This is a genomic window from Pseudomonas sp. FG35 (assembly GCF_057809295.1).
Window position 1 is genome coordinate 58,378 of the sequence record NZ_JBMDJR010000004.1, and the last position, 19,057, is coordinate 77,434.

General features: G+C 54.5%; 22 protein-coding genes. 12 read left to right on the plus strand and 10 right to left on the minus strand.

The annotated features are described in order from the left end of the window. Nucleotides 1-20: 20 nt before the first annotated feature. Nucleotides 21-875: a LysR family transcriptional regulator gene (locus ACODTD_RS09355; RefSeq protein ID WP_011335570.1), complete on the plus strand. Its 855-nt coding sequence runs from the start codon at nucleotides 21-23 to the stop codon at nucleotides 873-875. A 1-nt stretch (nucleotide 876) separates the two neighbouring features. Here the strand turns inward: ACODTD_RS09355 and ACODTD_RS09360 are convergent, their stop codons facing one another. Further along, nucleotides 877-1,713, minus strand: coding sequence for a LysR family transcriptional regulator (locus ACODTD_RS09360; RefSeq protein WP_201816071.1), 837 nt, complete (start codon nucleotides 1,711-1,713; stop codon nucleotides 877-879). A gap of 111 nt (nucleotides 1,714-1,824) precedes the next feature. Between ACODTD_RS09360 and ACODTD_RS09365 the strand changes: the two genes are divergently transcribed. Then, a complete protein-coding gene (locus ACODTD_RS09365; RefSeq protein ID WP_489104776.1) occupies nucleotides 1,825-2,550 on the plus strand; it encodes an SDR family oxidoreductase in 726 nt (241 codons plus the stop codon). An 11-nt stretch (nucleotides 2,551-2,561) separates the two neighbouring features. On the opposite strand, the gene ACODTD_RS09370 is transcribed toward ACODTD_RS09365, so the two are convergent. The 3 genes from ACODTD_RS09370 to ACODTD_RS09380 are packed head-to-tail and all read right to left on the minus strand — an operon-like array spanning nucleotide 2,562 to nucleotide 4,609. Next, complete coding sequence (locus ACODTD_RS09370; RefSeq protein ID WP_489104777.1) at nucleotides 2,562-3,806, minus strand: RNA polymerase sigma factor; 1,245 nt, start codon at nucleotides 3,804-3,806, stop codon at nucleotides 2,562-2,564. Continuing rightward, a complete protein-coding gene (locus ACODTD_RS09375; RefSeq protein WP_007951101.1) occupies nucleotides 3,799-4,143 on the minus strand; it encodes a YciI family protein in 345 nt (114 codons plus the stop codon). The genes ACODTD_RS09370 and ACODTD_RS09375 overlap by 8 nt, the downstream gene beginning before the upstream one ends. A 40-nt stretch (nucleotides 4,144-4,183) precedes the next feature. After that, entirely contained in the window at nucleotides 4,184-4,609 is a 426-nt protein-coding gene (locus ACODTD_RS09380) for a YybH family protein (protein WP_285354215.1), read from the minus strand. A gap of 141 nt (nucleotides 4,610-4,750) precedes the next feature. Between ACODTD_RS09380 and ACODTD_RS09385 the strand changes: the two genes are divergently transcribed. The 3 genes from ACODTD_RS09385 to ACODTD_RS09395 all read left to right on the plus strand — a co-directional run bounded on the left by ACODTD_RS09385 (nucleotide 4,751) and on the right by ACODTD_RS09395 (nucleotide 7,138). Further along, a complete protein-coding gene (locus tag ACODTD_RS09385; RefSeq protein WP_011335575.1) occupies nucleotides 4,751-5,236 on the plus strand; it encodes a GNAT family N-acetyltransferase in 486 nt (161 codons plus the stop codon). A 17-nt stretch (nucleotides 5,237-5,253) separates the two neighbouring features. Then, nucleotides 5,254-5,859: a pyridoxamine 5'-phosphate oxidase family protein gene (locus ACODTD_RS09390; RefSeq protein WP_285354214.1), complete on the plus strand. Its 606-nt coding sequence runs from the start codon at nucleotides 5,254-5,256 to the stop codon at nucleotides 5,857-5,859. A 220-nt stretch (nucleotides 5,860-6,079) separates the two neighbouring features. Beyond that, on the plus strand, nucleotides 6,080-7,138 hold the full coding sequence (locus ACODTD_RS09395) for a hypothetical protein (RefSeq protein ID WP_489104778.1): 1,059 nt from the start codon (nucleotides 6,080-6,082) through the stop codon (nucleotides 7,136-7,138). A gap of 123 nt (nucleotides 7,139-7,261) precedes the next feature. Here the strand turns inward: ACODTD_RS09395 and ACODTD_RS09400 are convergent, their stop codons facing one another. Beyond that, nucleotides 7,262-7,582 (minus strand): hypothetical protein, encoded by a 321-nt coding sequence (locus ACODTD_RS09400; protein WP_489104779.1) that lies wholly within the window; start codon nucleotides 7,580-7,582, stop codon nucleotides 7,262-7,264. A gap of 298 nt (nucleotides 7,583-7,880) precedes the next feature. Between ACODTD_RS09400 and ACODTD_RS09405 the strand changes: the two genes are divergently transcribed. The 5 genes from ACODTD_RS09405 to ACODTD_RS09425 all read left to right on the plus strand — a co-directional run bounded on the left by ACODTD_RS09405 (nucleotide 7,881) and on the right by ACODTD_RS09425 (nucleotide 12,307). After that, nucleotides 7,881-8,501: an MATE family efflux transporter gene (locus tag ACODTD_RS09405; RefSeq protein ID WP_236676401.1), complete on the plus strand. Its 621-nt coding sequence runs from the start codon at nucleotides 7,881-7,883 to the stop codon at nucleotides 8,499-8,501. A 278-nt stretch (nucleotides 8,502-8,779) separates the two neighbouring features. Further along, nucleotides 8,780-9,631 carry a hypothetical protein gene (locus ACODTD_RS09410; RefSeq protein ID WP_234420585.1) on the plus strand — a complete coding sequence of 284 codons (852 nt, stop codon included), beginning with the start codon at nucleotides 8,780-8,782 and terminating at the stop codon, nucleotides 9,629-9,631. Continuing rightward, a complete protein-coding gene (locus ACODTD_RS09415) occupies nucleotides 9,628-10,464 on the plus strand; it encodes an inositol monophosphatase family protein (protein WP_108563049.1) in 837 nt (278 codons plus the stop codon). The genes ACODTD_RS09410 and ACODTD_RS09415 overlap by 4 nt, the downstream gene beginning before the upstream one ends. A gap of 23 nt (nucleotides 10,465-10,487) precedes the next feature. Then, nucleotides 10,488-11,624: a radical SAM protein gene (locus ACODTD_RS09420; protein WP_108563050.1), complete on the plus strand. Its 1,137-nt coding sequence runs from the start codon at nucleotides 10,488-10,490 to the stop codon at nucleotides 11,622-11,624. Beyond that, nucleotides 11,621-12,307, plus strand: a complete 687-nt coding sequence (locus ACODTD_RS09425) for a dTMP kinase (protein ID WP_285354210.1) — start codon at nucleotides 11,621-11,623, stop codon at nucleotides 12,305-12,307. Before ACODTD_RS09420 ends, ACODTD_RS09425 begins: the two co-directional genes overlap by 4 nt. A gap of 75 nt (nucleotides 12,308-12,382) precedes the next feature. Here the strand turns inward: ACODTD_RS09425 and ACODTD_RS09430 are convergent, their stop codons facing one another. The 3 genes from ACODTD_RS09430 to ACODTD_RS09440 form a co-directional block, all read right to left on the minus strand. After that, complete coding sequence (locus ACODTD_RS09430) at nucleotides 12,383-12,871, minus strand: GNAT family N-acetyltransferase (RefSeq protein ID WP_489104780.1); 489 nt, start codon at nucleotides 12,869-12,871, stop codon at nucleotides 12,383-12,385. A 317-nt stretch (nucleotides 12,872-13,188) separates the two neighbouring features. Next, a complete protein-coding gene (locus tag ACODTD_RS09435) occupies nucleotides 13,189-13,683 on the minus strand; it encodes a GyrI-like domain-containing protein (RefSeq protein WP_285354208.1) in 495 nt (164 codons plus the stop codon). A 68-nt stretch (nucleotides 13,684-13,751) separates the two neighbouring features. Then, a complete protein-coding gene (locus ACODTD_RS09440; protein WP_201816113.1) occupies nucleotides 13,752-14,414 on the minus strand; it encodes a LysE family translocator in 663 nt (220 codons plus the stop codon). A 139-nt stretch (nucleotides 14,415-14,553) separates the two neighbouring features. Here ACODTD_RS09440 and alaC point away from each other — a divergent pair, with 139 nt between their 5' ends. Then, entirely contained in the window at nucleotides 14,554-15,762 is a 1,209-nt protein-coding gene (gene alaC / locus ACODTD_RS09445) for an alanine transaminase (protein WP_201816119.1), read from the plus strand. Nucleotides 15,763-15,838: 76 nt separating this feature from the next. Here alaC and ACODTD_RS09450 read toward each other — a convergent pair whose 3' ends face one another. Together ACODTD_RS09450 and ACODTD_RS09455 are read right to left on the minus strand one after the other, a co-directional pair. Beyond that, nucleotides 15,839-17,191: a GntP family permease gene (locus ACODTD_RS09450; protein ID WP_011335581.1), complete on the minus strand. Its 1,353-nt coding sequence runs from the start codon at nucleotides 17,189-17,191 to the stop codon at nucleotides 15,839-15,841. Nucleotides 17,192-17,274: 83 nt separating this feature from the next. Beyond that, nucleotides 17,275-17,808, minus strand: coding sequence for a gluconokinase (locus ACODTD_RS09455; RefSeq protein WP_011335582.1), 534 nt, complete (start codon nucleotides 17,806-17,808; stop codon nucleotides 17,275-17,277). 216 nt (nucleotides 17,809-18,024) lie between these two features. Here ACODTD_RS09455 and gntR point away from each other — a divergent pair, with 216 nt between their 5' ends. Next, nucleotides 18,025-19,056 carry an HTH-type transcriptional regulator GntR gene (gene gntR, locus ACODTD_RS09460; RefSeq protein WP_039766142.1) on the plus strand — a complete coding sequence of 344 codons (1,032 nt, stop codon included), beginning with the start codon at nucleotides 18,025-18,027 and terminating at the stop codon, nucleotides 19,054-19,056. Nucleotide 19,057: the final 1 nt, after the last annotated feature.

The following is a 19,057-nucleotide window of genomic DNA, read 5'->3' on the forward strand; positions in this document are numbered from 1 at the left end:
ATCGATCAAGGCGATAGTTCATGGCATCTCAGGAAGTGTTGCTGGCATTTGTCCAGGCGGCGACTCAAGGCTCGTTTTCGGCGGCAGCGCGCAAACTCGGGCGCAGTCAGTCGACAGTGAGTGCGGCGGTGGCGAGTCTTGAGATCGATCTGGACCTGATCTTGTTCGACCGTAGCAGCCGCAAACCGACCCTGACCCCGGCCGGACACGTGATGCTGCAACGGGCCGAGGCGATTCTGTCCGCCACCAGCCGCCTGGAAATGACCGCCCGGCAATTGGCCCAGGGCGTCGAGCCGAAACTCACGGTGGCGATCTCCGACACTTATCAGTCCGACCGTTTTGAAGCGGCACTGGTGGGTTTCGAGCAGCGCTATCCGGATCTGGAGCTGGAATGCCTGATCGCCGAATGCGATGACCTGGTCGAACTGGTGCAGCGCGGTCGGGCGCATCTGGCATTCGCCGAGATGCAGGACAACTACCCGCCGGACCTCGCGACCGCGACCGTCGCCGAACGCACTGAAATCGCCCTGTTCGTGGGCCGTGGGCATCCGTTGGCGACGCAGGAATCCATCGATCAAACGGTCCTTGAACAGCATCGCGAGCTGCGCCTGGCCACCATCGTCAATCCCTATGACAGTCGCGGCAAAGGCCGGGTGTGGTCGGCGCCGAGTTATCTGATGCTGCTGGAAATGGCCGAAAAAGGTTTCGGCTGGGCGCCGCTGCCGCGCTGGCTGGTGGAGCGTTTCGGCAATGACTTGCTGGTGGAACTGAAGGTGCGCGGCTGGCCGAAACCGGTGTTCGTCGATGCCCTATGGTCGCGGCTGTACCCGCCGGGGCCGGCGGGGAGCTGGTTGCTGAGCAAGATGCTGGAATAGCTCAGGCCGCCTCGATGGCTGCCGGGCGATTGACCTGAAAATACGCGTGCAACCCGCGCATCGTCGGCAACTCCAGCGCCTGCGCCGCGTAACACAATCCCACTCGCCGGGTCGGCGCCGGCAGGTGCAACGCACGCACGACGATGCGCTCATGCCCGCTGACCAGCGACTGCGGCAACATGGCCACACCGACACCTGCCGCCACCATGTGCAACGCCTGTTGCAGTGAACCGGCATGCCCCGCCACCGCTTCCGGCGAACGTCCGTACAGCGCCATCAAGCGCTGATGGGACGGATGCTGCGGGCAGGTGATCCAGTCCTCAATCGGCGCCCAGCCCTCTTGCGCGTTGGCCATCGGATGATCGAGGGGCAGCGCCATCACATAGGATTCTTCCCACAGCGGCAGGAACAGTTCGTCTTCGCAGCACATTTCCTCGACGGCCAATCGACCATCGCCATGGCAGCCCTCCTCCAGGGTCAGCAGCAGATTGGGCAACGCCTGATGGGCCATCCGGACGAAGGCTTCAATGTGGCTGGCGGCGATGTCGCCTTCGATGCCGAGAGTCAGCGGCGCACGGTTTTCGCGGCCGCGAAACATCCGGCTCAGCGCCTCGGATTCGGCCACCATCCGGCGCGCCTGCGGGTAGAGAAGACGCGCTTCGTCGCTGACCTCCACACCACGGGGCTGACGTACGAACAGCGTCGCGCCGAGTTCCTCTTCCAACTGTTTGATGGTCACCGACAACGTGGGCTGACTGATGAACAGCCGTTGCGCGGCAGCGGTGATGTTGCGTTCTTCGAACACCGCGAGGAAGGCTTTGAGATGGCGGATATCCATAGGAGATTCCGATAGCAGACAGAGGAATAAGGCATTTTTCAGCCTCCAGCGGGCTAAATATACTGCGCCGCGAATCTGGTTATTTGTTTTTCTTATCTCAGGAGTTCAACCATGAGCAAGCCATTGATCATCATCACCGGCGCCAGCTCGGGCATCGGCGAAGCCACCGCCCGCCGCTTGAGCGCGGCCGGCAATCCGCTGCTGTTGCTGGCCCGGCGCATCGAACGCCTTGAAGCACTGGCACTGCCGAACACCCTCAGCCGCCGCGTCGACATCACCGACCGCGCCGCGCTACTGGCGGTTGTGGCCGAGGCGGAAGCGCAATTCGGTCCGGCCGATGCGCTGATCAACAACGCCGGGGTGATGCTGCTGGGCGAGATGAGCAAACAGGATCCGGCACAGTGGGACCAGATGCTCGACGTCAACGTGAAGGGCCTGCTCAATGGCGTGCACGCGGTGGTCGCCGGGATGATCGAGCGCAAGCACGGCACGATCATCAACGTCAGCTCGGTGGCCGGGCGCAAGACGTTCCCGAACCATGTGGCGTACGTCGGCACCAAGTTTGCGGTACACGGGTTGTCGGAAAACCTGCGTGAAGAGCTGTCGCCGCATAACGTGCGCGTGACCACTATTGCGCCGGGTGCGGTGGAGACCGAGTTGTTGAGTCACACCACGGATGAGGCGATCAAGACCGGGTATCAGGCTTGGAAGCAGGACATGGGTGGGACGGTGCTGAGTGCCGAGGATGTGGCGACGGCGATTGCTTATGCGTATGGGCAGCCGCAGGGGGTTTGTATTCGCGAGATTGTGATGGCTGCTACCCGCCAGCAAGCCTGACTCGACGTTTACTAAAGGGGATTGCGCAGCGTCAGCTCGCGCAATCGTCCCTCGATAAACCGCCGCTCCGGCTCCTGCCGCGTCAACGCCAGCGCCCGCGAATAAGCCGCCCGCGCCTCTTCAACCCGCCCCAACTGCCGACAAAACTCCGCCCGCGCCGAATGCGCCAGGTGGTAGTCCTGCAGCTCCCCACGGTCCAGAATTCCTTCAATCAAGGTCAACCCGGCCAGCGCCCCGTCACGCTTGGCCACCGCCACCGCCCGGTTCAACTCGATCACCGGCGACGGCACCGCCCGCAACAAAACGTCATACAGCCCGACAATCTGTTCCCAATCCGTCTCCCCCGCCGTCGGCGCTTCGGCATGCACCGCCGCAATCGCCGCTTGCAGGCAATACGGCCCGAAGCGTCCGGTGGTCAGCGCCTTTTCCACCAGATCACAGCCTTCGGCAATCAGTTCGGCATTCCACAATCCGCGATCCTGATCATCCAGCAGAATCAGCTCACCCTCGGGCGTCGACCGCGCCGACCGCCGCGACTCATGCAGCAACATCAACGCCAGCAACCCCATGACTTCCGGGTCCGGCAACAACTCCAGGAGCAACCGCCCGAGACGAATCGCCTCACGGGTCAAATCCTCGCGGGTCACCTGGGCGCCGCCGGACGCCGAATAACCCTCGTTGAACACCAGGTAAATCACCCGCAGCACACTGTCGAGGCGCTCGGGCAACTCGCTCAGGCTCGGGACTTGATAAGGGATTTTTGCATCGCGGATCTTCGCCTTGGCGCGCACGATGCGCTGGGCAATCGCCGCCGGGGCCGAGAGAAATGCGCGGGCGATTTCCTCGGTGGTGAGATCGCAGACTTCGCGCAGGGTCAGCGGCACTTGCGCGTCCGCCGCCAGTGCCGGGTGGCAGCAGGTGAAGATCAGGCGCAGGCGATCGTCTTCCACGTCTTCAACGTCCCATTCCGACTGTTCCAGCTCCTCCAGTTGCGCCAGCAACAACGGCTGCGACGCCTTGAACCGCGCACGGCGGCGCAACATATCGATCGCCTTGAAGCGCCCGGTGGACACCAGCCAGGTCCGCGGATTGTCCGGCACGCCGTCGCGCTGCCAGCGCTCGACCGCGACGAAGAACGCCTCGTGCAAGGCTTCTTCGGCGAGGTCGAAATCGCCGAGCAGGCGGATCAGGGTCGCGAGGATCCGCCGCGAGTCTTCACGATAGACCTGCTCGACCCGCGCCCGGACCTCAGACATTCAACTGCCGCACGGGACGCACTTCGACGCTGCCGACCCGGGCCGCCGGAATGTTGCCGGCGACCTGAATCGCTTCGTTGAGATCCCGCGCGTCGATCAGGTAGAAGCCGGCCAACTGCTCCTTGGTCTCGGCGAACGGGCCGTCGGTGATCGACAGTTTGCCGTTGCGCATCCGTACCGTGGTGGCGGTCTGCACCGACTCCAGTGCTTCGGCGGCGACCATCCGGCCGCTGCCCTGGATCGACTCGGCGTAGGCCCAGCACTCGGCATCTTCCGGGCTGTCGGGCGACGAATGCAGCAGGCGCTCATCGCTGTAGACCAGGCATAAATACTTCATGGCATTCTCCTGAATCGGACGGATCAACTATGGCTGAAGATCAGGGTTTCACATCGAACAGGGTCGCGCCGCTCATCGGGTCGAACGGTGCCGACCAGTGCTCGTGAACAATTTTCCACGCACCGCCGATCTGCCGATAGCAGGCGGTGACGCGCATCCAGCAGCTCTGGGTTTCGCCTTTTTCATTGGTGCCGCCGCAATTGGCGACCCAGTGGGCGAAGGCGATGTTGTCGGCGGTCTCGATGGCGATTTCATGGAATTCAAAGATGTGCGGGCCGGGGCACATTTCCATGCAATCCACCCAGTGGGCGCGGTAGGCCGGTTTGCCCTTGAATTGCAGGGCCTTGATCGCATCGAACGAGAGGATGTCGTCGGCGTACAGCGCCATGACTTTCTCGACGTCCTTGGTCATGACGGCTTCGCGGTAGGTGTTGATCAGGGTCTGGATATCGCTTTGTGCGCTCATGGTGTTCTCCGTGGTTTTTGTTGTGAAGACACCCTTGGTCGTTCGGCGATTTGCCGGATCGACAGCTGAAACAAAAAAAATCCAGAGAACGCAAAGTCGCTAGAATCCGAGGCTCATCTTTGTAGGAAAAAGGAAATTCCCGTGTCAGCCAAACTCGTACCGTACGAGAGCCTTAACGCCTTGCAGCGTCAGCAAGTCGAAGCGATTGAAATCCACGCCGAGCAGATCAAGTTCTCCGGCGATATCCACGGCGCCTTGCATACGCTGTTGTCGAAACCCGGCCCCGGCGTAAAAGGTTTTGCCCTGCTGGCCGAAGACGTGCCGGTGGCCTTCCTGCTGCTCAAACGCCCACCGGTGTTACCGGAATGGGCCGATGAACACAGCGCCACCCTGCATGCATTGCAGGTCGATCACCGCGCCCAAGGCAAGGGTTACGGCAGGGCCTGCCTGCTGGCGTTGCCTGACGCTGCGCGCCAGGCCTGGCCGGAGATCAAAGGGCTGGAGCTGTCAGTGGACGCCGACAACGACGCCGCGATTGCGCTGTACGCCAAGTACGGCTTCGTCGACAGCGGCGAAGCGTACAAGGGCCGCATCGGCTACGAGCGGCGCATGGGGCTGTTCTTCTAATTGTCGGGGGAGCAACGATGATCGATTCAATCGAAGCGCTGGAAGCCATCTACGGCTTGCCCCACGAACGGGCGGTGCGCAAACAGATCGGTTTTCTCAACGAGGACTATCAGGCGATGGTCCGGGTCTCGCCGCTGGTGATTGTCAGTTCGGTCGGCGCCGATGGCATCGACGGTTCTCCGCGCGGCGATGCGCCAGGGTTTGTGCGGATCATTGACGAGCGCACGCTTGCCCTGCCGGATCGTCCGGGCAACAACCGCATCGATACCTTGCGCAACGTGTTGCACGATCCGCGGGTATCGCTGCTGTTCATCATTCCGGGGATTGGCGAGACGTTGCGGGTCAACGGCACGGCGACCATCAGCGCTGATCCGCAATTGCTGGAAAGCTTCGCGGTGAACGGCAAACCGGCGCGCACGGTGTTGCTGGTGGCGGTGGAGGCGGCGTTCTTTCATTGCTCGAAAGCGTTTGTGCGTTCGGATGCGTGGAACCCTGAAACCCACTTGCCGCGCTCGGCGCTGCCGACGGCGGGTGCGTTTCACAAGCGGTTGAATGATGGGCAGTTTGATGCCGAGGCCTATGATCGCGAGGCCCCGGCCAGAGTGCACGACAGTCTTTATTAAGAAAACATCTCAGCCAAGCTCCTACAGATTCTGCGGAAACTATCTGTAGGAGTTAACTTAAATAAAAAGAATTTTCCTTCACCAAAAACACTCTCGCCCTTCAACAACTTGTAGGGCTCTTCTGATTCTGGATCCAAATATTGACGGAAGACTCGAGTAAAAACTAGGCTTTCTTCATGAGCGAGGTTTACAGAAAATTTAAATACACAGGACATCCAATATGGAAACCTTAATAAAAACATCAAAATCCTCAATTTCGGAGAACAACGTAACAATATTGGATGGGAAATTATCATTACCAAAAAGCTATTTACTCGATAAAGCACACTTGGAGCACACAAGCACTCTGATTGTTTCAGGCTCTTTAATTGAGGGGATCGGAACAATTCATTCTGACATCGACTGCATTATCATTTGCGAAAAACGTCCAAAAGCGCAAAACATGAAACACATCGGACATGCGTTTGTTACCGATATCAATTATCGCCACATCACTAAAGATGAAGAAGTCCACAATACAACAGACTTCTACGGTGATACCAGCATTCACATCGATGCCGACTATGTAACATACTCAGAAATAGATAATATATTTTTCAAAATTGAACAAACATTTGAAGAAATTGCCTCCGACCAACGTTTTCTTTACGCCCCTGCTTTGACGAACACAGAAAACAATGTAATCCATAGACTAATAATCGGGCATGCTCTGAATAACGATGAAAAATTCTTTAAACTTAAATCAAGAATCCCCGTAGAGAAACATATCTACTTAGCTCACCGAGAGAAACTTCCAGTATTTTATGCTTTCCAGGATGTTCAAGGTTGCTGGCAATCAGAAAATTTATGGATGGGTTGCGAGATAGCTAGAGACATGATGTTTAAAACCGTGATGAGTTTCACCTACCTTACGGGCACAACAAACAAGCATTACAAGTGGGTATACTCAAACATGTACCGCATTGAAGGATTTGATGAGATCAAGAATAAATTCTTCACACTAGCCAGACAAGGCGCCAGCACAAGAGACGAATGCAGGTCGTACATTCAAGAAACCCTCCAATATATGGATCTGCTATTTCTAGAAATTGAAAAAATTCTAAATAGCTCAAAAATTTATCCAACTGCAGAACAGTCTCTTGCCGCCCTCGACAATGAATTCAATGAGCGCAAGCAGACCACGCACAAAGTTTCAAAGTCCGAATACTATTTCAGAAAAAAATACTTTGCCGCAAAGGACACTCCGCCGCTTTTGAGTTTACTGAAAGAGTGGGAATAAAGAGCTTCTACAACACTATGCTTGTTAATTGGTGCTACTTGCTGGCGGCCCGCTTATGGAAATTTACAAAATAGCAATTCCGCTCATATTCTCTAGATTGGGCGACATGACAGCTTCACTGATCTACTTTTCCTTCGCTGGCCATTTTATTGTTGACTCACTTGATTCCGCTTCATTTGCCTTGGCATCAATATCATTTATTACTGTCACCGGTATCGGATTTTTTTCTCCAACACTGATTAAGATAGCAGGATCAAATGATCTGAACACAAACAACATAAAATCCGAAATAACAATATCACTCAGGCTTTCGATTTTATTTGGAGTCTTGATCATATGTATAATTTTTTTTGTGCACAAAATCGCACTCACGCCAATCACAAACCTAACCAACACGGAAGACATCCAAGCACTGTTGCTGATATCCCTATCAATTCCAGCCATATATCTACAGGTTACAATATTCAATTTTTTTAATGGAGTTCAAAAAACACACTATGAAGTAATTTATACGTGGACATTTAATCTTTGCCTCACTTCCGCCTACATAGTCTTGATTAACACGAACTCGGCAATCACGCTACCTGACTTCATACTCATATATTCTTGCTTACGATGTGCTTTCGCAACTCTCGCACTCTTCTACTTCAACTCTAAAATCCACCTTTACATCAACAACTCTCAAAAATCCATACAAATACCGAAAGAACAGTATCTTAAGTATATAGCTCGAGGCTTGCCAATGGCCTTATGCTTTGGAGGTGAAAGCTTTCTATTTTTCATCTTATCATTCATTTCAAAAAACTTAGGTGAAAACAATTTATCCGCCTACCAAGCATCACTACACTTTATAAGCATCATATATATGATATCAATTGGAATAGGGAATGCGACGGGGCTTATCGCCGCCCGTCACTTTACCAGGAGGGATTTAGGTTCACTAAAAAAAACTTATATCCAAGGTCTAAAATCAGGCCTGTTAACACTAGCGCCCTTTTTGCTAGCCAGTGTCCTTTGGAAAGAAAACATTTCCATGACCTATACATCAGATTCAACGATCAGGAAACTAATTGAAACCAATACTCTTTACTCGATTCCTTTTTTAACTTTTGAGTTCGTCTATGTTTTAACCAGGACGATTTTGAGAAGCATGGACGATTTCTGGGCTCCCACACTTTTAACCATTCTGACGTTGAACACTTTTGGCATCGCCCTTTGCGCAATTCTTCTAAATTTTTACCGCAACATACATTCTATATTTATAACCTTAACAATCTGTTCATTCATTCTGATGCTGACAATGTTTTGGCGATTAACATTTTTATTGAAAATACACAGCAGCCAGCCAATAGGTAAACTTTAGATACTTGATCGCGTTTTTACTAATTGACAACGCAAGTTAAAACACCTAACCGATTGCATTTTCGTGAGACTCCAAACATGAATCATGCTAGCGCGTTACCTTTGTTCTACAACTCGCACTTAAATTCCACGACCATTATTAGCGAACATCACGCATGGAGAACTCTGACCGGTTTACAAACCAGTGATTATTACGCTTACCGCAAAGCGCTAATGAGCGGCTGCCATCTCCAGAGAGCCTCCTTTGAACTCCGCCATCCGGAAGTCATGGTTTGCGACTTGAGCAACCTCGACCCAATTTATGATGGCATGTCAGACGAAGAGGTAATACGAATATGGGAGTACTTAAACTCAAGGACAACCCAATTACAATCATCTGACATTTGCAAGATAAAGGGAGATGGTCTCTCACCAGAACTAGCCGTTTCAGGACCTTCCAAAACCAAACTATTAGATTTCAAGAGCGACCTGATTAAAGAAGCACTCGCGACATCCCACCAGCCCTTCTCCTGCGTAAAGCCAACGAATAGGGGCCTTACAAAAACCAGACTGCTAATAGATACTGATAATGAAACCTTGGATTTCCACAATAAATTCTGCGCTTTCTACAGCAAATACATTTCTTATGAACACTGGGATAGCAGTCTTGCTCTCAATACCAGATACATCTATGACGACCACTCTATCTGGCTGAAAATCAAAAACATATCAAAAAATAAGCTCTTTTTATTGTCAGCCGGCCTACCGCTTGCACTTGGATATTTGGCAGCTACCAAAGATACAGATATATTTTTCTCTGAAATTCATCGCCAAAATGACCCGAGCCTTTTAACTAGAGATGAAAATTTTCTAGACATATTCCCTCATACAACTTCGTCGAATGATTCATGGCTGATTATAGACAAGGCCTATACCGGTGGAAGCCTCAGGCAAGCGGCGAACATGATCAGAAAGAAACTTGGTTATAATTTCGAAGTTAAAACACTAGCACTTTTCCCCAAAACGTTCAGCGCCTTTATGAGTGCAGACTACGCCGTTTACGCAGGAAAACTATTCGACGTAAAAGTCTACGCATCTAAACTCAACCGGAAAAACTGGCATACGCAATTAATATCTGAGAAGTCGGTATGAGAGCTCTATTCAAGCGCGAATACATTCCAGAACTGGAAGTAAGTCTTTATGAAGCCAGAAAGCAGTTGCGGCGCTATTGGGCCGGCACATTGTCCAGCCTTCCAGATTTTAACAAAACCAATGCAGACCAGCATTTCAACCAAACACAATACGACATAGATTGCCAGAACATACTCTTTAGTTGCCTGTCAAAATCTCGTATCAAAATGACAATTTACTCAGAAGAAAGCACTTCACCAATAAAACTTGGAGACCAAGGTGACCTTTACGCTCTTATTGACCCCCTAGATGGCACACACAATGCGCTTATGGGTTTCCCGAACTACACATCTAGTGTTGCCATCTATCATGGTAATGAGTACGTATTTGGATGGATTTACGACATCTCTAGAGATTTAGTCTATACCGCTTCACTTGGTGAAGGAGCGTATCTTCAGTCCGCAATAATTGTAAAACGGTTAAACACACGAAAAACCGAATCATTAGAACAAATGCGACTTTCATTTCACCGTCCTCGTGGCAGTAAAGAAAGACATAAAATAGAACGGCTTTTATGGTCAGCGGACAAAGTTCGTGTTTACTCTTGCTCTTCGCTGGAAATCTGCCTGATTGCTGCTGGGGTTCTTGATGCGTTTATTGATATCGGCTCACCTGGACATGAGAGAAGCTGTGATATTGCGGCGGCAGAACTTATTTTGAGAGAGTCAGGCGGAGCATTATTCGATGAAAAAGGTCACTCAAGGCATTGCTTACCGCCATCCATAGAAGCCCTGAAGGATAATGGAACATTGATTGCTTTATCTTCAGAAGATCTAATAAAAATATTTTTGTAGTGCAATTAACTGGAAGCCGAATCATGCTATTCGATACAGTAAAATTGAAACTCGCCCTACTGGCTAACGGCGTTAATTTCAGCCGGGATTTCTTAGAGCATTTCCAAACAGAGGTGAATCATATTGAAAAAAGACGTGCATACGGAACAGGTGACAGCGTCATAATCAACCCAACGATCCGAACCCCACAAGAAATTGTTCTTGATGGCGATATCATTACTGCCGCCAACTACAACCCACACTCAAAATACAAAATCATCTTAGAGCGAAACGCTCCCGCACTAAGCCACAATAAAAACATCATTAAAATTACTTTTCCAGCCAGGCCTAAATCTTACGGAAAAATTTTAAGTAATGGCGAGTTATTTGAAAAACATCTGACTATATACGGAAACTCTACGCTTGGAATTTTCTCCCCCGGCCATTGCTACTACTTCAATGACGGTCATGAATGTAAATTTTGCTCTCTGGGTTCAGCTCGAGAAAGCCTGTCAGATCATAGAATGCGAATTAAAGGTGACATTGCTGGAGAAGCAGTAGCGATGGCTGTCAAAGATGAGAGTAGCCGATACCGTAGGGTATTATTAAACGGAGGTACAATCCGTAACTACGACAAAGGGTATGGGATGCATATCGATTTGCTGAATAGAGTAAAAGAAAAGAATGCGCATAACCACTTGGACTACCACTTGATTTCTATGCCGCCCAAAGACTTCCGACTTTTCGAAAAATTCAAGACTGTCGGCAATAATATGTCAATGAGCTTGGAAGTATTCGACCCTGGCCTTTTTTCAGAAGTGTGCCCAGGCAAATCTCGTGACTACACTCGGGATCGGTTCCTCGAAGCTTTTGAAGCCGCTGTAGAAACTCTCGGGCGCGGCAACGTATATGCCGGATTCGTTGCCGGAATGGAGCCATTAGAGTCAATCATAGAGGGTATCGAATACTTTGGTCAGATGGGCGTAGTTCCAGCAGTGGCAGCATTTCACCCAGATGCTGGCTCGCAATACAGTGCGAGAGAACGACCTTCCGTAGAATTTCTGAGTGCAATTGGTAAAAAGATGTCAGAAATTTATCAAAGAGAAGGATTTCGACCATTGATAGAGGGTAGCGGTAGAAACTCTCTAGATACTGAGGCTTACCTAGGAGCTTTCGCATGAACTACACCTCTGAGCAAGGAATATTTATCACATTTGAAGGAACGGATGGTGCAGGAAAGTCGACTATCGCAAGAGCAACATACGAAATCCTCTCACAATCGAATATAGATTTGCACTACGTCGACAAAAACCGCCCACCCGTTTCTTCAGGATATACCGAATTCCACATGTCACGACTCCGGGAAGTTCTTTGGGACTATCCGGACAACGCCCCTCTTGAGCAATTAGGCGACAAACACTGGATGAGCCTTATAACCGCATGGTTTCAAGCGACAGACCATGCTGCTATATCTCCGATAGTTAGCTCTGGCAAAAATTGCATCGCAGATGGCTGGTACCACAAATACCTAGCGCGCTTCTTGCTTAAAAGTACAGATTTAGCAGAAGAAGCCCTAACAGTATTCTCAACAATTAGAAAGCCAGACTTCGTGATTTTTCTCGATGTTGACCCGGCTCTCGCGGCACAAAGAAAGGGATCGTTCCGTCTTAGCGAGAGCGGAGCTTATGACGGTGGCAATGAGGATCGCCTTAAAAGTTTCATTGCATATCAGAACCGAGTCCGATCCAGTTATGAGCGCTGTGGTTTGGCAAATTGGGTGGTGATTGACACCACCGATTTAAGTGAAGAGGCAGTACTTGATAGAGCGGTAGGCGCGGTACAAAAAATCCTCATTAAAAACTAGAAATCCCGCCTGCCCGGGTGAGTGCATGACACGTACAAATGAGTAACCAATCTCCCACAGGGGTTTAGCGTTAGCTCACAGAGTGAAGATCATCTCGTGCCACGCCATCCCGCCGTGGTCGGACTCGGACGGTTTGATGTAGGCAAAACCGAATCCGGCGTAGAGCGGGATGTGCCGTTCCTTGCACATCAGGTGAATCGTCGCCTTGCCCTGCTCGCGCATGCGCTCGATGAATTCCCCCAGCAGGCGCTTGGCCAGACCCAGGCCCTGATTATCCGGATGTACCACCACCGACATGATCACCACGTTCGGCCCGGCCGGGTCGTGGCCGATCAGCTCCTTGAACGCCTCGTCGGACATCTGCACGTCAAACGCTGCGCCGGAGTTGATGAAGCCGGCCACCTGCCCGTCCACCTCGGCGACGATGAAACCGTCCGGCCAGGTGGCGATGCGCGTGGCGATCTTCTCGCGGGTCGCGGCTTCGTCGCCCTCATAGGCGAGGGTTTCGATGGCGTAGCAGCGGTCCAGGTCGGCGGCGGTGACGTGGCGGATGAGGGTGTTCATGGCGGCTCGAAATCAGTAGAAACAAGGCCGCCAAGGATAAAGGAATAAGGTGTTCATATCGATCCGCACGGGGGGCGTAAAGCCTGCGTATAAGCGCTTTTCTTCGGAATCGAGACGGTCTATTTCTGACGCCTGTCTCTGATCACCCGAGGGGGGAACCGTTTATGAGCAGCGTGGAAATCGGTTTGTTGATGGTGTTGGGCATCAGCTTCTTCGGCTTCATTACCCTGGGCATTGATCTGTTGCGGGCACGACGGATCAAGGGCAAATAAAGCCCGACCGGCAGCGCGAAGCGGGTTCGCGCTGCCGGTCAGCAATCAGGTTTTCTTTTCCACCGGGACGCAGATTTCCAGTTTTCCGGTATTGAGCTTCGGATTGAAATCGGCGCTGTAGCGTTCCAGCTCCGGGGCGTTGAGGCCCTTGTATTCGGAGGCTGGCAGCCAGGTTTTGTAGATGTAATCAATGGTCTGCGGCAACTGATCCAGCGAACCCTTGTGTTCGAACACCGCGTACTGGCGCGGGAGGATTTCGATCCACGGATACTTCTCCTGCGGGAAGTCATCCAGCTTGCGGATTTCGACCCCGGCCATGTAATCGAAACCACCGTTGCCGTCGAAATTGCTGCAAACGCCGTAGGTCACTTCGCCCTTCTGCCCCGGAATATGTCCGATGTGCGGGATCAGTTTTTCCCACAGTGCAGAGATGTCCTGAACGGTCTCTTTGGTGAAGCGATCGCGAAATCCTGCAATCAGCAGGAAGTGTCCATGTTCGAAGCGAGGTTCAGCCACTTCGACGCGTTTTTGCTCATCCATGACTCGACTCCTTGAACGAAAAAAGTGGGTTCGGCTGGGAGTATAGAAGCCAAACCCGATTCGCACATTTACAGCGTATGCAGGGCCTCGGCGGCGCCGGAACCGACGAACTCGTTATAACCGGATACGATCACGTAGACCGCGAAATAGCAGAAGATCGCTGCCGATGCCATGTAGGAATAGCGCAGCAGTTTGTCGCCCAGCAACTTGCCGCCATGGCTCGCGGCGAAGCACAGACCCGCCGACCACAACAGCCCGGCACACAGGAAACCGCCGAGAAACAGCGTCGAGCTCAAAGGACCGCCGCCACCGGAGCGGGCGATCAACGTGCCGCCCACGGCCGCGAACCAGAGGATGGCGCTCGGCGACGACATGGCCAGAAAAATCCCACGAAAGAATTCCCTGCGATGGGAGTTCTGGCCCACTTCGGCGGTCGCCGCCAATTGCGCTTCGTGGTGGATCGCCGAATAGATCATCTTCGCCGCGAAGTAGATCAACAGCGCCGAACCGCCGATCCACAGCACCCAGCGCACGGTTTCGTATTGCAGCAGAACGGTCATTCCGGCCAGCGCCAGCACCGCGTAGATCAGGTCGCCGACGCAGGTGCCGAGGCCTAGTGCAAAGCCCTGAAAATAGCCGCGCTGCATCGCCAGGGTGATCATCGCGATGTTGGCCACGCCGATGTCCAGGCACAGCGAAAGGCTCAGCAAGAAGCCGCTGGTGAATTCCATTAACCGATTTCCTTGGGAAAAATTTGTTTACAAAGGCGCTGGACAGTCTGCCATCGCTGCCCTTATCGTCCGCCACAGGTCACCGCAGTGACCAGCGTCGCTCGGACGGTTCCGGGCGCTTACGTTATCCGAGGCAACAATGGCTGAACAAGGTTCGCCGCGCCGCTTTGCGCGCATTGATCGACTCCCCCCTTACGTTTTCAACATCACCGCCGAACTGAAGATGGCCGCGCGACGTCGTGGCGAAGACATCATCGACTTGAGCATGGGCAACCCCGACGGCGCCACACCGCCGCACATCGTTGAAAAACTGGTGCAGGTTGCACAACGCGAAGACACCCACGGTTACTCCACGTCCAAGGGCATTCCGCGCCTGCGCCGGGCGATTTCCAACTGGTACAAGGAGCGCTACGAGGTCGAGATCGACCCGGAAAGCGAAGCCATCGTCACCATCGGTTCCAAGGAAGGCCTGGCGCACCTGATGCTGGCGACCCTGGATCAGGGCGACACCGTGCTGGTGCCGAACCCGAGCTACCCGATTCACATCTACGGTGCCGTGATTGCCGGCGCCCAGGTGCGGTCAGTGCCACTGGTGCCGGGCGTGGATTTCTTCGCCGAGCTGGAGCGGGCGATTCGCGGCTCGATCCCGAAACCGAAGATGATGATCCTCGGCTTCCCGTCGAACCCGACCGCGCAGTGCGTGGAGCTCGACTTCTTCGAACGGGTTATCGCCCTCGCCAAACAGTACGACGTGCTGGTGGTGCACGACCTGGCCTACGCCGACATCGTCTACGACGGCTGGAAAGCCCCATCGATCATGCAGGTGCCGGGCGCCAAGGACATCGCGGTGGAGTTTTTCACCCTGTCCAAGAGCTACAACATGGCGGGCTGGCGCATCGGTTTCATGGTCGGCAACCCGGAACTGGTCAGCGCCCTGGCGCGGATCAAGAGCTACCACGACTACGGCACCTTTACCCCGCTGCAGGTGGCCGCGATTGCTGCGCTGGAAGGCGATCAGCAGTGCGTGCGCGACATCGCCGAACAGTATCGCCAGCGCCGCAACGTGCTGGTTAAAGGCCTGCATGAACTGGGCTGGATGGTCGAGAACCCGAAAGCTTCGATGTACGTCTGGGCAAAGATTCCCGAAGCCTATGCACACTTGGGTTCGCTCGAATTCGCCAAGAAGCTGCTGGCCGAGGCCAAGGTCTGCGTCTCGCCGGGTGTTGGCTTTGGTGAGTACGGCGACGATCACGTGCGCTTCGCGCTGATCGAAAACCAGGACCGGATTCGCCAGGCGGTACGCGGGATTCGCGGAATGTTCCGGGCGGATGCTCTGGGCACCAAGTAACTCGCGAATTGCACCCACAAAAAAACCGCATCACTGCGGTTTTTTTGTGTCTGCATCTTCTTGAACGAAGAGAGTCTTAAACGAACAGCGACAACAACAGAATAAAGCCCAGACCCACCACCGACAGGATGGTTTCCATTGCCGTCCAGGTCTTGAAGGTCTCGGCCACGGTCATGTTGAAGTACTGCTTCACCAGCCAGAAACCGGCGTCGTTGACGTGGGACAGGATCAGCGAACCGGCACCGGTTGCCAGCACCAGCAGCTCACGGTTCACGCCCGGGATCATCCCGACCACCGGCACCACGATGCCCGCGCCAGTGATGGTCGCCACGGTGGCCGAACCGGTCGCGATGCGGATCACCGCCGCCACCAGCCACGCCAGCAGGATCGGCGAGATCTGCGCGCTGACCGCCATGTGGCCGATCACGTCGCCCACACCGCTGGTCACCAGCATCTGCTTGAAGCCACCGCCGGCACCGATGATCAGGATGATCGCGGCAGTCGGCGCCAGGCTCGCGTCCAGCCATTTGAGCATCTGCTGAGAACCGATGCCCTGCTTGTGACCGAAGGTGTACAGCGACAGCAGCAATGCCAGCAGCAGTGCCGAGATCGGGTGACCGATCATGTCCATCCAGGTGCGGAAGAAATGACCGTCCGGCAGTGCCACGTCAGCGAAGGTTTTCAGCAGCATCAGGAACACCGGCAGCAGCACGGTGACCAGGGTGATGCTGAAACTCGGCAGGTTGGCCGAATCGTTTTCACGGGCCAGTTGATCGACCAGTTCCTGGTTCGGCGTACCGGGAATGTGCTTGGCGATGAACGTACCGAAGATCGGGCCGGCGATGATGGCGGTCGGCAGCGCGACGATCAGACCGTACAGAATGGTCTTGCCGATGTCGGCACCGAACACGCCGATGGCCAGCAGCGGACCCGGGTGCGGCGGCACCAGGCCGTGCACGGCGGACAGGCCGGCGAGCAGCGGGATACCGATCTTGATGATCGACACACCGGTGCGGCGAGCGACGATGAACACCAGCGGAATCAGCAGTACAAAGCCGATTTCGAAGAACAGCGGAATGCCCACCAGGAACGCGGCGAACATCATCGCCCACTGCACCTTGTCCTTGCCGAACGCGCGGATCAGGGTCTGGGCGATCTGATCGGCACCGCCGGATTCGGCCATCATCTTGCCGAGCATCGTACCCAGGGCGAGGATGATTCCGACGAAACCGAGCACGCCACCGAAGCCGTCCTGGAATGCCTTGATGATGGTGCCGATCGGCATGCCGGACGTCAGGCCGAGGAACGCGGCGGCGATGGTCAGGGCAATGAAGGGGTGAATCTTGAACTTGGTGATCAGGACGATGAGTCCGATCACCGTAACCACTGCATCGAGCAGCAGGTAGGCGTCATGGGACATGCCAAACATGAGGGGGTGTCTCCTGGTTTGTTGTTGTTATTAAAGCGGGTTAATCAGAAGTCGAAAGGACAGCGCTGTCTTCACAATCACACTCATACCGCCTGTTTCAGGCCATGGGCCTGCCACCAGACGTGGGCTTGCGCCGCCAGTTCTTCAACGCTGTGGATCGAAGCATTCAGGGCCAGGGTCAACGGCTCGCCCTTGGGCGATTCGAGGGTGGCGAACTGGCTTTCGATCAGGGTGGCCGGCATGAAGTGGCCCGGACGGTGGGACACACGTTCGGCGGCCACTTCAGGCGTCAATTCGAGGAACACGAAGCCCAGGCCCGGCAAGGCGCTGCGCAGCACTTCGCGATAACTGTGCTTGAGGGCCGAGCAAGTCAGCACCGGGCGTTCGCCCAGGGCATCGACGCGACGCAGTTCATCGCACAGGCTGTCGAGCCAGCCGGCACGGTCTTCGTCGTTCAGGGGGATCCCCGCGCTCATCTTTTCGATGTTCGCGGCCGGATGGAAAGTATCGCCTTCAATGGCAGTGGCGCCGCTCAATTGGCACAGGGCCTCGCTGACGCACGTCTTGCCGCAACCGGCAACGCCCATGATGACCAGGGCGGTGATGGGATGATTCATGTAACACCTCAGCGCGCAGACAGCGCTACCTTTGCTAGCTATGACTCTAGTGCACAGGCAGAAGTTGCCGACGCCTTCTTGTCGTTTTTTTGGGTTGCAGCAGGTTTTGTCCGTACGCCAAAAAGCGAGGATCAGGCAGGACCTCGCTTACGCATTTGCAGCTGCATAAGGACAGCGCTACCTTAGTGCCTTGATTTTTGTTTGGCAAGCCGCCCGATGACCACCCCTAAAAACGATAAAAACACCCGCACCACCGGCCGTCCCACCCTTAATGAAGTCGCCCGTCTGGCCGGCGTCAGCCCGATTACCGCCTCCCGCGCCCTGCGTGGGGTCAGCACGGTCGCCACCGAATTGGTGGAAAAAGTCCAGAAAGCCGCGCTGGAACTCAACTATGTGGTTAACCCCGCCGCCCGCGCTCTGGCCTCGGCCCAGAGCCATTCGGTGGTGGTTCTGGTGCCTTCGCTGTCCAACTTGCTGTTCATCGACACCCTGGAAGCCATTCATCGGGTACTGACGCCCAAAGGTTTCGAGGTGCTGATCGGCAACTTCCACTATTCCCGCGATGAAGAAGAAAACCTGCTGCGCAACTACATGGCCTATCAGCCACGCGGCTTGCTGCTGACCGGCTTTGACCGCACCGAAAGTTCGCGGCGGATGATCGAGGCCAGCAATATTCCCTGCGTGTACATGATGGAACTGGACAGCGCCGCCGGGGTGAACTGTGTCGGCTTCTCCCAGCTCAGCGCCGGGGAAACGGCTGCCGAACATTTGCTGTCCCGTGGCCGCAAGCGTCTGGCGTACATCGGCGCGCAACTCGATCAGCGCACCCTGCTGCGCGGTGAAGGCTTTCGCAAGGCGTTGCAGAAGGCCGGTCGCTACGACCCGGATCTGGAAGTGCTGACCCCGCGTTCATCGTCCGTGGGCCTGGGTGGCGAGTTGTTCCTGCAATTGCTGGCGGCGCATCCGGATGTCGATGCGATCTTCTTCGGCAACGACGACCTGGCTCAGGGCGCCTTGCTCGAAGCGCTGCGCAACGGGATCAGGATCCCCGAGCAAGTAGCGATCCTCGGCTTCAACGACCTGCCGATGTCGGAGCACATGGTGCCGCGCCTGAGCAGCATCAATACGCCCCGCGAAGCGATCGGCAAGCGTGCGGCGGAGCAGATGCTGACACTGATGGCCGGCAACAGTGTGGCGCGGCCGGTCGAAGACATGGGCTTCGAGCTGAAGATTCGCGAGAGCACCTGAC